This window comes from Rathayibacter rhapontici (genome assembly GCF_001995175.1).
Taxonomy (GTDB): domain Bacteria; phylum Actinomycetota; class Actinomycetes; order Actinomycetales; family Microbacteriaceae; genus Rathayibacter.
The window spans coordinates 1-14,048 of the sequence record NZ_MUKN01000030.1; the positions used below are offsets into that span (position 1 = coordinate 1).

The window sequence follows — 14,048 nt, forward strand, 5'->3', positions numbered from 1 at the left end:
TTCTTCGGCTTCGGCCGGAAGAAGGCCCCGGAGGTGAAGCCCGGCGTGTACCTCGACGGCGGGTTCGGCGTCGGCAAGACCCACCTCCTCGCCGCGATCTGGCACGCGGTGCCGGGCCGCACCTACTTCGGCACCTTCATCGAGTACACCGCTCTGGTCGGCGCGCTCGGCTACGCGGCGACGGTGTCGCTCCTGAAGGGCTCCGCCCTCCTCTGCATCGACGAGTTCGAGCTCGACGACCCGGGCGACACGATGCTGATGACCCGCCTGCTGGGCGAGCTCGTCGCGTCCGGCACCCGCATCGCGGCGACGTCGAACACCCCGCCGAACGCACTCGGCGAGGGCCGGTTCGCGGCCGCGGACTTCCTCCGCGAGATCCACGCGATGGCGGAGCACTTCCAGACGATGCGCATCGACGGAACCGACTACCGCCGCCGGGACATCGAGGGGCACGCCGTCACGCGGACCGACTCCGAGATCGCCGAGGCCCTCGCGCAGGCCCCGGCCGGCGCCGTGGTCACCGACGACTCCTTCCGAGCGGCCGTGGACCACCTCGGCTCCGTGCACCCCTCTCGATACATCAAGGTGATCGACGGAGTGGACGCGATCGTCCTCCGCGACGTCGTGGCGCTGACCGACCAGACCGACGCCCTGCGCCTCGTGGCGTTCATCGACCGGGTGTACGACGCGCAGATCCCGGTGCTCGCCTCGGGAGTGCCGCTGGACGAGGTCTTCGGAGGCGACATGCTCAGCGGCGGCTACCGCAAGAAGTACCTCCGCTCGATGTCGCGGCTCATCGCGCTGACCAGCATGAGGGCGTTCGCGGCGCCGTCTTCGTAGGATCCGGGCCCCTTCGGAGGGCACGAGGCGCTCCGCAGAGCGCTCCGGCAGGTCCGTGTAACGCGTTGTTCACACGAAACGCTCCCCTGTAACGCGCCCGAAACGCGGCGCCCCTCGGGACGAAACGTCGCACGGCCAGACTGTCCGCGTACTCAAGCGACTCGACTCCGCTGACGCCCAGGCGTTCTCCGGGTCGCTCCTGCGCACCCGAAGAAAGGTTTCAGAATGGATCAAGGCAACACCGCCTTCCTTCTCATCGCCGCGGCACTCGTGCTGCTGATGACGCCGGGACTGGCGTTCTTCTACGGCGGTCTCGTCCGGGCGAAGAGCGTCATCAGCATGATGATGCTCAGCTTCGGAGCGATGGGGCTGATCGGAGTCCTCTGGGTCCTCTACGGCTACGCCATCGTGTTCGGCAACGGCCCCGCGGGCCCCGCCGGCACCGACTCCTTCTTCGGGATCGACGGCTTCCTCGGCATCGACGTCGCGCAGATGGGCCTGCAGGGCGTCTACAACGACGCGCTCGCCGAGCAGACCGGGGCCTACCCGACGATCGCCTTCGCGGCGTTCCAGGCCACGTTCGCGATCATCACCGTCGCGCTCATCTCGGGTGCGATCGCCGACCGCGCCAAGTTCGGCGCATGGATGGTCTTCGCCGGCGTCTGGGCCACGGTCGTCTACTTCCCCGTCGCCTCCTGGGTCTTCAACTTCACCGTCGGCGACGAGGGCGTCGTGGACGGCGGCTGGATCGCCTACAACGTCGGCGCGATCGACTTCGCGGGCGGCACCGCGGTGCACATCAACGCCGGTGCGGCGGCCCTCGCCCTCGCCCTGGTCCTGGGCAAGCGCGTCAACTTCACCAAGGGCGCGCACCAGCCGCACAACCCGCCGTTCGTGCTGCTCGGCGCCGGTCTGCTCTGGTTCGGCTGGTTCGGCTTCAACGCCGGCTCCGAGCTGGCCGCCGACGGCATCGCCGCCATCGCGTTCCTGAACACCATCGCCGCTCCGGCCGCCGCGATCCTCGGCTGGCTCGTCGTCGAGAAGATCAAGGACGGCAAGCCCACCTCGATCGGCGCCGCCTCCGGTGCCGTCGCGGGCCTCGTCGCGATCACCCCCGCCTGCGCCAGCCTGTCGCCGTTCTGGGCGATCGTCCTGGGCGTCATCACCGGAGCCGTCTGCGCCCTGGCGATCGACCTCAAGTACCGCCTCGGCTACGACGACTCGCTCGACGTGGTCGGCGTCCACCTGGTCGGCGGTCTCATCGGAACGCTCTACATCGGCTTCTTCGGCACCGACGTCGGCCTGTTCCTCGGCGGCGGAGCCGCTCAGCTCGGCGCGCAGGCCCTCGCGGCCTTCACCGTCCTAGCCTACTCCTTCCTGATGACCCTCCTGATCGGCTTCGTGATCCAGAAGACCATCGGGTTCCGCGTCAAGAACGAGGACGAGGTCGCCGGCATCGACACCGCGATCCACGGTGAGGCGGGCTACGTCCTCGCGGACTGACCCCACCTCACCCGCACCGCACCGCACGGGGTGCCGCTCTTCCGAGAGCGGCACCCCGTCGTCGTTCCCCCGCCGCGCGGGGGATCCGGGCTAGTTCCCGGGTGCCCTCCTCGCGCTCGGTCGTGTCCCTGCTCCTCCGACTCCTCGGCCGCACCATCGCGCCGCGGCCCGATGCGCAGCCGCCCGCTCAGCGTCCTTTCCTGACGCCGACGGCCACGACGCCGGGGGCCAGCGGAGTGGGCCGGACCGTCGAGATCGACCCGGCACGCGTGCACGGAGTGCACGCCGGCTACGCACCGACCGCCGACGGCGACCCGGACCCCGGCGAGATCGTCTGGACCTGGGTCCCCTACGAGGAGGACGACGGACGCGGCAAGGACCGCCCGGTGCTCGTCCTCGCGGTCGAGAAGGCGGGCACCGTCCTGGCGGTGCGCCTGAGCTCGAAGCAGCACGACGGCTACCTGCCGGTCGGCACGGGCGCCTGGGACGCCGAGGGGCGGCCGAGCTGGGTCGACCCGGAGCGGGTGTTCCGCATCCACCCCGCCGGCATGCGCCGCGAGGGCGCGGTGCTCGAGCGCTCGCGGTTCGATCCGATCGCGAAGGCCGTCTCGGCGCGCTACGGCTGGCGCTGACGGCGGCGCTCGACTCCGACCGGCGCCGCCGGCCGCGCGGGGCTCAGCCCAGCGGCTCGATCGGCACGAAGTCGGGGAATTTCGCCGTGCGCCCGTCGCCGGAGGAGGTGCCGGTCAGGCGCCTGCGCACCCACGGGGCCACGTGCTCGCGGTAGTACTGCGCGGATCCCTGGCGACCGGCCTGCTCGGCCGGGATGTCCCGCCAGACGGCGGGCGGGGTCAGCCCCAGGGCCGAGAGGACCTTCGACGCCACGCGGTGGTGCCCGCGCGCGCCCATGTGCAGCCGGTCCTCCGACCACATCTCCGGTCGCTGGAAGGCGGAGTCGTTCCAGTTGTCGGCGACGACGATGTCGTCGCGGCCCTCGATCCGGCGCAGGACCGCGGAGGTGAGCGCATCGCCCCGCCGCTTGATCATGCGCCCGAGAGGCAGCCGGGCCGAGGGATCGGCGCCGGCGAGGGCGATCAGCACCACCCCCTCCTCGTCGCACCGGCGGAGCACGTGCGCGTAGGAGTCGGCGATCCGGTCGATGTCGGCGCGGGGGCGGAGCATGTCATTGCCGCCTCCGTTGAAGGACAGGTGGGTCGGCTTCAGGGCGAGAGCGGGCTCGAGCTGCTCCTGGACGATGGGCGCGATGAGCCGGCCCCGGATCGCGAGGTTGGCGTAGCCGATCCGCTCGCCCGTCGCCTCGGCCCAGCCCTGCGCGGCCAGGTCGGCCCAGCCGCGCGCGGTGCCGTCCGGCAGCTCATCGCCGACGCCCTCGGTGAAGGAGTCGCCGATCGCGACGTAGCGGACGGCGGTCATCGGTGTACTCCCCGGCACTGCATCGTCTTACGGTAGCGGGCGCGACGGAACCGGAGCCCGGGGTGGACCGTCAGCCCTCCCAGCCGAGGAGCCAGGTGATGCCGTACCGGTCTCGGACCTGACCGTCGGTCGCTCCCCACGGCTTCGCCCCGAGCGGGTCGACGACGGCGCCGCCCTCGGCGAGACCCTCGAACCAGCGCTGGAGCACCTCCGGTTCCGCGGCCCCGAGGAGCGCGAAGAGGACTCCCTCGAGGTGGAGCGACTCCTCGCCGGTCGCCGCGTCGGACGCGGCGAGCGCCACCGGACCGGTGAGCACGCCGTGGGCGATCGCCTCGCCGGGGCCGTCGGTGCGGCCGAACTGCGCGAAGGTGTGCAGGGCGAGCTCGCCGCCGAAGACGTGGTGATAGAAGCCGAGGGCGGACCGGGCTGTGCCGGGGAACGCGAGGTAGGGCAGCGGCGCGGTCATGCGGGCCACCCTAGAGCGCCGTGCCCGCCCTCGGGAAGCGGCCCGGCACTCAGGTGCCGCGGCCGAAGACGTGGAGATCGAGGTCGGCGCTCAGCCGATCGCTGACCCGGCGGCCACGGACGCTGGTGCCGTCGCGGTCCAGCGGCGGGCTCACGACCGCCGCGCCCAGCCGACCGGGCACCGAGAGGACCAGAGCGCCCGACACGCTCGACTTCGCGGGGATCCCGACCGCGCGCATCCAGCGTCCGGAGCCGTCGTACACCCCGCAGGTCGCCATCACCGAGAGCACGTCCCGCGCGACGGCGGGAGGGACGACGCGCTCCCCGGTGACGGGGTTCACTCCGCCGAGAGCGAGAGTCGCGCCCATGACGGCGAGCGAGCGGGTGTCGACGAGCACGGCGCAGGCCCGCGCGTAGGCCGCGACCGCGTCGTCGGCTCCGACGTGCAGCGTGCCCTCGGCGCGCATGAGGTGCGCGAGGGCGTGATTGCGGTCGCCGAGCAGGTGCTCGTTGCGGGCGACGGAGTCGTCGACCTCGAGGGGGCGCCCGGCGAAGGCCGACAGGCCGCGGAGGATGCGCTCGCTCCGCTCGTCGGCGCCGTCCCCGTCGACGAGGGAGGCGGTGAGCAGCGCGCCCGCGTTCACCATCGGGTTCGGCGGACGGCCCGTGCCGCTCTCGAGCTTGACCGCATCGAACGCCTCGCCGGTCGGCTCGATGCCGACCCGCTCGAGAGCGTCTCCGGCCGTGTCGAGCAGAGCCAGGGCGAACAGGAACGGCTTCACGGCCGACTGGATGCTGACGAGGACGGCCGCCTCCTCGCTGGCGCGGACGGAGCCGTCCGGCAGGGCGAGGGCGAGGGCGAGCAGGTGCGGGTCGGCGGCGGCGAGCTCGGGGATGCTGTCGTCGACGGCGCCGACCTCGTCCCCGTCGTCGGCGAGGATCCGACGGCGCAGCTCGTCGAGGTCGTAGGTCCGGGGATCGGCGGCGGAGCTCATCCGACCAGGGTGACACGCGCACCTCGACGCCGCGCGGGAGGGCGCCGGGCGCCCGCCGGGTGGCTACCCTGGCCGGATGAGCACTCCGCGCCCCCTCGAGCAGTCCGCGAAACTCCGGAACGTCCTCTACGAGATCCGCGGGAAGGCCCTCGTCGAGGCCTCGCGGCTCGAGAGCGAGGGGCACCGCATCCTCAAGCTCAACACCGGGAACCCCGCCGGCTTCGACTTCGAGGCGCCGCACCAGATCGTGCGCGACATGATCGCCGCGGTCCCGAACGCCCACGGCTACAGCGACAGCCGCGGGATCCTCTCGGCACGCCAGGCCGTCACCTACCGCTACGAGGAGATCCCGGGCTTCCCACCGGTCGACCCCGAGTGGGTGTTCCTGGGCAACGGGGTGTCGGAGCTCATCACGATGACCTTGCAGGCCCTGCTCGACGACGGCGACGAGGTGCTGATCCCGGCACCCGACTACCCGCTCTGGACGGCGATGACGAGCCTGGCCGGCGGGACGGCCGTGCACTACCGCTGCGCGGAGGAGGACGCCTGGCAGCCGGACCTCGAGGACATCCGCTCGAAGATCACCCCGCAGACCAAGGCGATCGTGGTGATCAACCCCAACAACCCGACGGGCGCGGTCTACAGCCGGGCGGTCCTCGAGGGGATCGTCGCCGTCGCCCGCGAGCACTCGCTGCTGCTGCTCGCCGACGAGATCTACGACCGGATCCTCTACGACGACGCGGTGCACATCCCGCTCGCCTCGCTGGCGCCGGACCTGCTCTGCCTGACCTTCAACGGGCTGTCGAAGACCTACCGGGTGGCGGGCTACCGCTCCGGCTGGCTGGCGATCACGGGCCCGCGGGCGCACGCGGAGGGGTTCCTCGAGGGCATCACGCTGCTCGCGTCGACGCGGCTGTGCCCGAACGTGCCCGGTCAGTACGCGATCCAGGCCGCGCTCTCGGGCGTGCAGTCGATCGAGGCGCTCGTGGCTCCGGAGGGGCGGCTGCACCGCCAGCGCGACGCGGCGTGGTCCGGCCTCGAGCGGATCCCCGGCGTCTCGTGCGAGCTGCCCCGCGGAGCGCTCTACGCGTTCCCGCGGCTGGACCCCGAGGTGCACGACATCCGCGACGACGGGAGGCTCGTCTACGATCTGCTGATCGCGGAGCACATCCTGCTGGTGCCGGGGACGGGGTTCAACTGGCCGACCCCCGACCACCTCCGCATCGTCACCCTCCCCGAGGAGCGGGTGATCTCGGAGGCGATCGAGCGGCTCGGCAACTTCCTGTCGTCGTACCGGCAGTAGCCCCGCGCTCCCGCCGCGTCGGCGCGGGTCAGCGCAGGAGTGCGCGCAGGTCCTCCACCGTCCGGCCCGCGAGGGTCGGCCAGAGCACGCGGTCGGCGCCCTCGGCGAGCGCCACCTGGTGCGGGACCCCGACGGCCGCGGCACCCGAGGCGACGGCGGCGCCGAGACCCGTGGGGGAGTCCTCGACGGCCGCGCAGTCCTCGATCGCCACTCCCAGGAGGCGGGCGGCGAGCAGGTAGGGCTCGGGGTCCGGCTTCCCGCGGGTGACGTCGTCTCCCGTGACCACGACGGCGAACGTCACGTCGCCGGCGAGCGCCGCGGCGACGATCGAGGCCAGCCGGCGCGACGAGGTGGTCACGATCGCCTGCGGGATCCCCGCTGCCGCGACGGAGCGGAGGAGCTCGCGTGCTCCGGGCCGCCAGGCGATCCCCGCGCCGAGGGCGGCCTCGACGTCGCCCTCGAGCGCGTCCTCGATCGCGCCGTCGTCGAGTGCGACCCCCGCCGCGCGGAGGGCGACGGCCGTCTGCTCCAGGGTCGAGCCGACGAGGGCGAGCGCGTCGGCCTCGCTCCAGACTCCGCCCGAGCGCTCGACGAGGGCGTACTGGGCGGCGATCCACGCGGGCTCGGAGTCGACGAGGGTGCCGTCCATGTCCCAGAGGACCGCGCCGAGCTCCCGGGTCACTGTGCGGCCTCCCCGCGGGAGGCGGACCGGCGCGTGCTCAGCACGGGGGAGAGGACGACCGCCAGGATCGCCGCGAGCGGGACGACGGCCAGGCCGACCCGCAGACCGGCGCTGTCTGCCACGAGTCCGACGAGCGGCGGCGACAGGAGGAACCCGAGCCGCATCAGCCACGAGACGAGCGTCACTCCGGTGCCGGCGCGCAGCCCCGGGATCTCGTCGGCCTCGTGCATCGCCGCGGGAACGGTCGTCGCGAGGCCGAAGCCGGCTGCGGCGAAGCCGAGGATCGTGCCGGGGACCGAGGGGAGCAGGAGGGCGAGACCCATCCCCACCCCGGCGATCACCCCTCCGGTGCGGACCACTGCGCGCTGACCGAAGCGGTCGACGAGGCGGTCGCCGAGGATCCGGCCGACGAACTGGGCGCCGACGAGGGCCACGAAGCCGTAGGCGGCGACGGCGGCGGTCGCTCCGAGATCGGCGGACAGGTAGAGGGCCGCCCACGTCGAGCCCGCGTCCTCGACGAGCGTGCCCGCGATCGCCACGCCGACCAGGGCGGCGAGGACGAGGGCGACCCGCGCGCCGACGCGGGCCCGTGGCGCGCGATCACCGGCCACCGGATCGGGACGGGCCTCGTCGTCACGGCCGGGGAGGCAGAACCGCAGCGCGACCAGCGCCACGATCGCGAACAGGGTGCCCGAGAGCACGAGGTGGAGGGAGCGGGGCACGCCGAGCGCGAGGGCGCCGGCCGCCATCGAGCCGCCGAGGACCGCGCCGATCGACCACACCGCGTGGAAGGAGTTGATGATGGAGCGGCCGTAGCGCCGCTGGACCCGCAGTCCGTGCGTGTTCTGCGCGACGTCGGTGATCGCGTCGGTCGCGCCCGCCAGGAGGAGTGCCGCGGCGAAGGCGAGCAGGGTCGGCGAGAAGCCCGCGACCATCGTGCCGATCGCGGTGAGGACGGTGCCGGCCACGGCCGCGCGGCCGCTCCCGAAGCGCCGGATCACGGAGGCGGAGGCGAGGCCGGCGAGGACCGCGCCGGTCGGGAAGGCGGCGATCGCGACTCCGTACGCCGCGTTGTCGAGCAGGAGGTCGGACTTGATCTCGGGGAAGCGCGGCACGAGATTGGCGAACAGCGCGCCGTTGGTGAGGAACAGGGCGGCGACGGCACCGCGGGCGCGGCGGGCCTCCCTGGTCGGAGGAGCGGAGTCGGGAGCAGGCATGCGTACGAACGTACACGCCATGTGTACGATCGTGCACATGGACATCCTCGTGGGAGACCCCCGGACGCACGGGCGGCTCGTCCGCGTCCGCCGCCCCCGGGCGGCGGAGGTCGACCGGTGAGCGAGGGCACCCGGGTGCGCGCCGTGCGGCGCACCGATCCGCACCGCCGCGACCGGATCATCGACGCCTGCCTCGACGTGATCGCGGAGGTCGGCGTCTCCGGCACGTCCCACCGGCGCGTGGCCGCCGCCGCCGACGTGCCGCTGGGCTCGATGACCTACCACTTCGCCGGGATGGACGAGCTGCTGCACGCGGCGTTCGCGCGGTTCTCCGACTCGGTGGCGGCGCAGGCGCAGCGCCGGATGGACGGGGCGACGACGCGGGACGAGGCGCGGCAGGCACTGGTCGACCTGGTCGTGCACGACGTCTTCGGCAGCCAGCGCGAGCTCGTGCTGACCCACGAGCTGTACACGCTCGCCTCCCGGCAGCCCGAGTTCCGCGCCCTGACCCACCGCTGGATGGCGCGGACCCGCGCGGCGCTCGAGCAGCACTTCGACCCCGCGACCGCCCGGATGCTCGACGCGCTGATGGAGGGTCTGACGATCCACCGCGCGCTCGACGACGAACCGGCGGACGACGCCCTGGTCGCGGAGGCGGTGCGCCGGCTCCTGGCCTGACGCCGTCAGGGACGCCGGGCCCAGGTCGGAGCCCGCTCCGGGCGGGGCCCGACGCCCACGATCCAGGCCGGGACCACCGCGAGGGCGGGGACGCACCGCAGGAGCCCGACGAGGAGCGCCGGCACCGCGACGGTGCCCGAGAGGGCCGGCGCGATCAGTCGGGCGTGCAGCACGCGCTGCAGGAGCTGCAGCGCGACGGTGGGGAACGTCCGTCGGCGCTGGACGCGGGCGAGCAGACGCCGAGCCCGGGGGCCGCGCAGCTCCCCGCGGCGCAGGGGGCCGGCGAGCACCCGCGCCGCCGCGACCGCGTCCTGCACGGCGAGGTTCACGCCCACGCCGCCGACCGGCGACATCGCGTGCGCGGCGTCGCCCAGGCAGAGCACGCCGTCCGCGTGCCAGCGGCGCAAGCGGTCCAGTCGGACGTCGAGGTGCTTCACGTCGTCCATCGACCCGATGCTCCCGACCGCGTCCGCGAGCTCCGGGAACAGCGCCGCCGCCTCCGCCCGGAACGCCGGGACGCCCCGCGCGCGGACCTCGGCGTCCGTGCCCTTCCTCCGCAGCGAGGCGATCTGGACGTAGCCCGTGCGGGGGATGCCGATGGCGACCCTCCCGTCGGCGATGCGCGGCAGGAGCGACTCGGGCAGCCGACGCGAGGAGGCCACCCGATACCACTGGACGTCGAACGGGACGGGGTGCTCGCGCACGGGCAGGCCGACGGCGCGCCGCACGAGGGACCAGCGGCCGTCGCACGCGACCGTCAGGTCGGCGAGGAGACGGCCGGGACCCTCCGGAGACCTGTACTCCACTCCGACGACCCGTCCGGCCTCGCGGAGCACGCCGGTGACCTCGTGCCGGCGGAGGAGCGTGAACGACGGCTCGGACGACGCGGCCCCTGCCAGCAGATCGAGCAGATCCCACTGCGGGACCATCGCGAGGTACGGGTGCCGGAGCGGGAGCCGACCGAAGTCGGCCATCCGCACGTCGGATCCGCCGGGCAGCGCGACGTGGCGCAGCCGCGACTGGGGGAGCGCGTCGAACGCCTCGAAGAGGCCGAGGTCCGACAGAAGGTCGAGGGTCGCCGGATGCACGGTGTCGCCGCGGAAGTCGCGCAGGAAGTCGGCGTGCTTCTCGAGGACGACCACCTCGACTCCGGCGCGCGCGAGCAGCAGGCCCAGCACCAGCCCCGCGGGGCCGCCGCCGATCACCACGCAGGTGGCCTCTCGCTCCGTGGTCACGGTCGTCCTCCTCCGTCGTCCTCAGCGTGGCCCTGCTGGGTCCGCGGCACCAGGGTCGCGGGCGGAGTAGCATCGGCGCGTTCCGCAGACGAGGAGACCCCCATGACCCCGAGCGACGAGATCGACGCGCTGATCGCCCGCACGCCCGACTGGCGCGGGGAGGTCCTCGCCGAACTCCGCCGAGTCGTCCTCGCCGCCGAGCCCGGCATCGTCGAGGAGTGGAAGTGGATGGGGTCGCCCGTGTGGGAGCTCGACGGGATCCTCTGCGTCGGCGACGTCTTCACGGCCAAGGTCAAGCTCGGCTTCCTCTACGGCGCCTCGCTGCCCGATCCGCACGGGATCTTCAACGGCGAGCTGGGCGGGAACCAGCGCCGCTCGGTCGAGTTCGCCGAGGGCGACACGGTCGACGCGGAGGCGCTCGCCGAGCTGATCCGCGAGGCCGTGGCGCTTAATCGGCGGAAGGTCGCCGAGCGGGCGGCGGCGAAGATCGCGAAGCGCGAGGCCGCCAAGGCGGCTCGAGCGGCCGCGAAGGGCTGATCACCCCCGCAGGCCCGGTCGCCGCCGGGCCCGGGATCAGGCCCGGGCGGCCTTCACGTAGGCGACGAGCGCGTTCGCATGCCCGTGGCCGAGGCCGTGCTCCGACTTCAGCCACGCCACGACCTGCATGTGCGGCTCCGAGTCGAGGCGCTCGTCGACGAGATCGAGCCACTGCTGCACCGGGCGACCGTAGGTCTTCTCGATGCTGGGGAAGTACGAGGCGGGGCCCTTCGGCTTCGAGCCGTCGGCGGGGGGTTCCGGAGCGAGCACGCGGTCGGTCATGGCGACACCCTAGCCAGCGCGCGGGCACTGCACGAGTGCCCGCGCGCGGGGGCGCCGCTCCGTAGGCTCGGAGCGTGACGGTGGAGCGGACGGACGTGCTCGTGGTCGGCGGCGGGCCCGTCGGGGTGTTCCTCGGCGCACTGCTCGCGCAGGCGGGCGTCGGCGTGCAGGTGTGGGAGAAGCGGGACTCGGTGCCGGCGGGATCCCGCGCGATCGGCATCCATCCGCCGTCCCTCGACGCGTTCGCGGTGATCGGAGCGGCCGAGCCCGTCCTCGCGGAGGCGGCCCTGGTGACGCACGGCGTCGCACGCAGCCGGGGACGCGATCTGGGCGTCCTGTCGTTCGCTCGCGCGTCGCGGACGCATCCGTACGTCGCGACCCTCGACCAGCACCGGACCGAGACGATCCTCCGCGGCCGGCTGGACGCCCTCGACCCCACGGCCCTCCGGACGGGAGTCGAGGTGAGCGGCCTGGACCGCCGTGCGGCGCACGTCGAGGTGACGGGCACCGGTCGGCACGGCGAGACGATCGAGCTGCACGCCTCCTTCGTCGTCGGGGCGGACGGCGCCCGGAGCGCTGTGCGGGAGCTGCTCGGCATCGGCCTCTCCGGCCGCGACTACTCCGACCGCTACGTGATGGGCGACTTCGCCGACCCCGAGCAGGCCTCCCTGTCCTCCTCCGCTCTCGTCGACGTCGGCCCGGAGGGCGTGGTGGAGTCCTTCCCCCTGCCCGGCGGCCGACGGCGGTACGTCGCTCTCAGCGGCCCGGACGCCTCGCTCGGCGCGCCCGCGTGGCGACCCGATGCGGCTCCGGACACGGTGGCGGCGGCGGCGCTCGCCGCGGTCGTCCATGCGCGCACGGGAGCGCCGGTCGACGCCGGCACCTGCACGATGCTCAGCGGCTTCCGGGTCCGCCGGCGCGAGGCGGGCCTCGTCGGGATCGGGCGCGTGGTGCTCGTCGGCGACGCGGCGCACGGGATCAGCCCGATCGGCGGTCAGGGGATGAACCTGGGCTGGCTCGACGCGGCGGAGCTCGCTCCGCTCCTGGCGCACGCCGTCCGCTCGGGAACGGCCGGGCCGTGGGTCGGCTTCGCGCGTCGACGGATGCGCGCAGCGCGTCGGGCCGCCCGTCAGGCCGAGCTGAACATGGCGATGGGCCGGCCGCTGGGTGCCGTCGCCCACCGCGGGCGCACGGCCCTCCTGCGCACGCTCCTCGCGCTGCCGACGTCCGACCTGCTGGCCCGCGTGTACGCGATGCGCTGGTCCTGATCCGGGTCAGGCCACCAGGCGGGCTCCTGAGAGCCCCAGCTCGACGACGAGCACGAGCGACGCCGCGATCACCAGGCGGAAGAGCAGTCGGGTCGGCGGCCCGGTCAGCACGAGGCGGATCCCGGCGGCGGCGAGCGCGACGACCACGAGGGTCCCGGCGACGGCCAGCGCGACTCCCGGGCCGCGCACCGCCTCCGCACCGGTGATCTGACCGAGGAGCACCAGGAGAGCGGCGACGACGAGCGAGCCGAAGGCGACGATGCCCGAGAGCCGGAGGCCCAGCCGGTGCGGGAATCCGCGGACGCCGGTGGCCTCGTCGTCGACCAGGTCCGGCAGCACGTTGGTGCAGTGGATCGCGACGCCGAAGACGGCTCCTGTCGCCACGGCCCAGGCGGCCGGGAGAGGGCCGCCGCCGGCCGAGACGGCGACGACGGGCAGGAGGCCGAACGCGACGACGAAGGGGAGCACCGAGACGGCGGTGCGCTTGAGCCCGGCGTCGTACGCCCAGCCGGCCGCGACGAGCACGAGGTGGGCGACGGCCGGGACCGGACCGAGGAGGAGCGAGAGCACGACCGAGACGGCGGCGGTGGCGATCGCGGCGGTCCGCACGGCGCGGACGCTGATCGCTCCGACGGCCACCGGCTTGTCGGTGCGCCCCACCGCGCGGTCGCGGTCGACGTCGATCCAGTCGTTCGCGAGCCCGATCGAGAGCTGCCCCGCCACGACGGCCAGCGCGACGAGCACCACGACCAGGAGGGGTCTGCCCGCCGCGGCCGCGAGCACCGTGGCGAGGACCGTGACCGTGACCGTGGGCCCGGGATGCGACGAGGCCAGGGGGAGGCGCACCCGGGACGTCATCGTCCCAGCCTACGGGCCGCTCCCCGGCGATCAGCCGACCGTGACCGCAGCGCTGGAGGGCTTGCGGCCGTGCCGCATCCAGACGAAGAACCCGACCAGCGTGAACGCTCCGTAGACGACGTACATCAGACCGGAGGCGTAGTACCCGGCCGAGAAGAGCAGGGGCACGCCGACGACGTCGACGGCGACCCAGATCAGCCAGAACTCGACCCACCCCTTCGCCATGCCGTACGTCGCGAGCAGCGATCCGGTGAAGATCCACGCGTCGCTCCACACCGGCTCGTACGAGCCGAGGGCGCGGAACAGGGGAGTGAGCACTGCGGTGCCGCCGACCATCCCGAGGACCAGCAGGGCGCGAGTGCGCCAGGACGCCCAGCGCGGCTCGATCACGGTCGACGAGGACTCGGGGCGGTGCGTCCACCGGTACCACCCGTAGACGCTCACGATCATGAACATGACCTGCCGCCCGGCCTGCCCGAGCAGGTTGACGGGGTTCGGAGTGCCGAAGAGCGCGCCCATGAAGACCGTGAACAGCAGAGCGTTGCCGACGAGTCCGACGGGCCAGGCCCAGACCCTGCGCCGCATGCCGCCCAGTGCGCTCGCGAGCCCGAAGGCGTTGCCGATCACCTCGCGCCAGAGCACCCTCTGGTCGCCCAGGACGATCTGCGCATCGAACAGCCAGTGCACGAGCTCCACGTGATCCTCCTCAGCCCCCCTCGTGCAGCAACGGAGCAGGGCCGCGCATTCCCGA

At 73.5% G+C, this 14,048-nt stretch carries 16 protein-coding genes; 7 read left to right on the forward strand and 9 right to left on the reverse strand.

Annotated elements, in window-relative coordinates:
- The 3 genes from zapE to B0T42_RS10905 all read left to right on the forward strand — a co-directional run.
- Positions 1-840 (forward strand): cell division protein ZapE (gene zapE / locus B0T42_RS10895; RefSeq protein WP_139344483.1); only part of this gene is annotated, 840 nt, incomplete at its 5' end.
- Positions 841-1,065: 225 nt separating this feature from the next.
- Positions 1,066-2,343 carry an ammonium transporter gene (locus B0T42_RS10900; protein ID WP_077223169.1) on the forward strand — a complete coding sequence of 426 codons (1,278 nt, stop codon included), beginning with the start codon at positions 1,066-1,068 and terminating at the stop codon, positions 2,341-2,343.
- Between the two features lie 101 nt (positions 2,344-2,444).
- Positions 2,445-2,975: a type II toxin-antitoxin system PemK/MazF family toxin gene (locus B0T42_RS10905; RefSeq protein ID WP_236720232.1), complete on the forward strand. Its 531-nt coding sequence runs from the start codon at positions 2,445-2,447 to the stop codon at positions 2,973-2,975.
- 43 nt (positions 2,976-3,018) lie between these two features.
- Here B0T42_RS10905 and B0T42_RS10910 read toward each other — a convergent pair whose 3' ends face one another.
- The 3 genes from B0T42_RS10910 to glsA form a co-directional block, all read right to left on the reverse strand.
- Positions 3,019-3,777, reverse strand: a complete 759-nt coding sequence (locus B0T42_RS10910; protein ID WP_077223170.1) for an SGNH/GDSL hydrolase family protein — start codon at positions 3,775-3,777, stop codon at positions 3,019-3,021.
- 70 nt (positions 3,778-3,847) lie between these two features.
- Positions 3,848-4,243: a VOC family protein gene (locus B0T42_RS10915; protein ID WP_077223171.1), complete on the reverse strand. Its 396-nt coding sequence runs from the start codon at positions 4,241-4,243 to the stop codon at positions 3,848-3,850.
- Between the two features lie 49 nt (positions 4,244-4,292).
- Positions 4,293-5,237, reverse strand: coding sequence for a glutaminase A (glsA, locus tag B0T42_RS10920; RefSeq protein ID WP_077223172.1), 945 nt, complete (start codon positions 5,235-5,237; stop codon positions 4,293-4,295).
- Positions 5,238-5,313: 76 nt separating this feature from the next.
- On the opposite strand from glsA, the gene B0T42_RS10925 reads away from it, so the two are divergent.
- Positions 5,314-6,540, forward strand: coding sequence for a pyridoxal phosphate-dependent aminotransferase (locus B0T42_RS10925; protein WP_077223173.1), 1,227 nt, complete (start codon positions 5,314-5,316; stop codon positions 6,538-6,540).
- A 28-nt stretch (positions 6,541-6,568) separates the two neighbouring features.
- Here B0T42_RS10925 and B0T42_RS10930 read toward each other — a convergent pair whose 3' ends face one another.
- Positions 6,569-7,222 (reverse strand): HAD family hydrolase, encoded by a 654-nt coding sequence (locus tag B0T42_RS10930; protein WP_236720233.1) that lies wholly within the window; start codon positions 7,220-7,222, stop codon positions 6,569-6,571.
- Positions 7,219-8,439: an MFS transporter gene (locus tag B0T42_RS10935; RefSeq protein ID WP_077223174.1), complete on the reverse strand. Its 1,221-nt coding sequence runs from the start codon at positions 8,437-8,439 to the stop codon at positions 7,219-7,221. Before B0T42_RS10935 ends, B0T42_RS10930 begins: the two co-directional genes overlap by 4 nt.
- Positions 8,440-8,556: 117 nt before the next feature.
- Here B0T42_RS10935 and B0T42_RS10940 point away from each other — a divergent pair, with 117 nt between their 5' ends.
- The gene (locus tag B0T42_RS10940) at positions 8,557-9,117 is read left to right on the forward strand and encodes a TetR/AcrR family transcriptional regulator (protein WP_077223175.1); all 561 of its coding nucleotides are present in this window, start codon (positions 8,557-8,559) and stop codon (positions 9,115-9,117) included.
- 5 nt (positions 9,118-9,122) lie between these two features.
- On the opposite strand, the gene B0T42_RS10945 is transcribed toward B0T42_RS10940, so the two are convergent.
- On the reverse strand, positions 9,123-10,352 hold the full coding sequence (locus B0T42_RS10945; protein ID WP_077223176.1) for an FAD-dependent oxidoreductase: 1,230 nt from the start codon (positions 10,350-10,352) through the stop codon (positions 9,123-9,125).
- A gap of 102 nt (positions 10,353-10,454) precedes the next feature.
- Between B0T42_RS10945 and B0T42_RS10950 the strand changes: the two genes are divergently transcribed.
- Entirely contained in the window at positions 10,455-10,889 is a 435-nt protein-coding gene (locus B0T42_RS10950; protein ID WP_077223177.1) for a DUF1801 domain-containing protein, read from the forward strand.
- A 36-nt stretch (positions 10,890-10,925) separates the two neighbouring features.
- Here the strand turns inward: B0T42_RS10950 and B0T42_RS10955 are convergent, their stop codons facing one another.
- On the reverse strand, positions 10,926-11,171 hold the full coding sequence (locus B0T42_RS10955) for a DUF4287 domain-containing protein (RefSeq protein WP_077223178.1): 246 nt from the start codon (positions 11,169-11,171) through the stop codon (positions 10,926-10,928).
- Positions 11,172-11,245: 74 nt separating this feature from the next.
- Between B0T42_RS10955 and B0T42_RS10960 the strand changes: the two genes are divergently transcribed.
- Entirely contained in the window at positions 11,246-12,439 is a 1,194-nt protein-coding gene (locus B0T42_RS10960; RefSeq protein WP_236720234.1) for an FAD-dependent oxidoreductase, read from the forward strand.
- A 6-nt stretch (positions 12,440-12,445) separates the two neighbouring features.
- Here the strand turns inward: B0T42_RS10960 and B0T42_RS10965 are convergent, their stop codons facing one another.
- Together B0T42_RS10965 and pnuC are read right to left on the reverse strand one after the other, a co-directional pair.
- Positions 12,446-13,297 (reverse strand): UbiA family prenyltransferase, encoded by an 852-nt coding sequence (locus tag B0T42_RS10965; RefSeq protein ID WP_077223180.1) that lies wholly within the window; start codon positions 13,295-13,297, stop codon positions 12,446-12,448.
- Positions 13,298-13,327: 30 nt separating this feature from the next.
- Positions 13,328-13,993 carry a nicotinamide riboside transporter PnuC gene (gene pnuC, locus B0T42_RS10970; RefSeq protein WP_077223181.1) on the reverse strand — a complete coding sequence of 222 codons (666 nt, stop codon included), beginning with the start codon at positions 13,991-13,993 and terminating at the stop codon, positions 13,328-13,330.
- Positions 13,994-14,048: the final 55 nt, after the last annotated feature.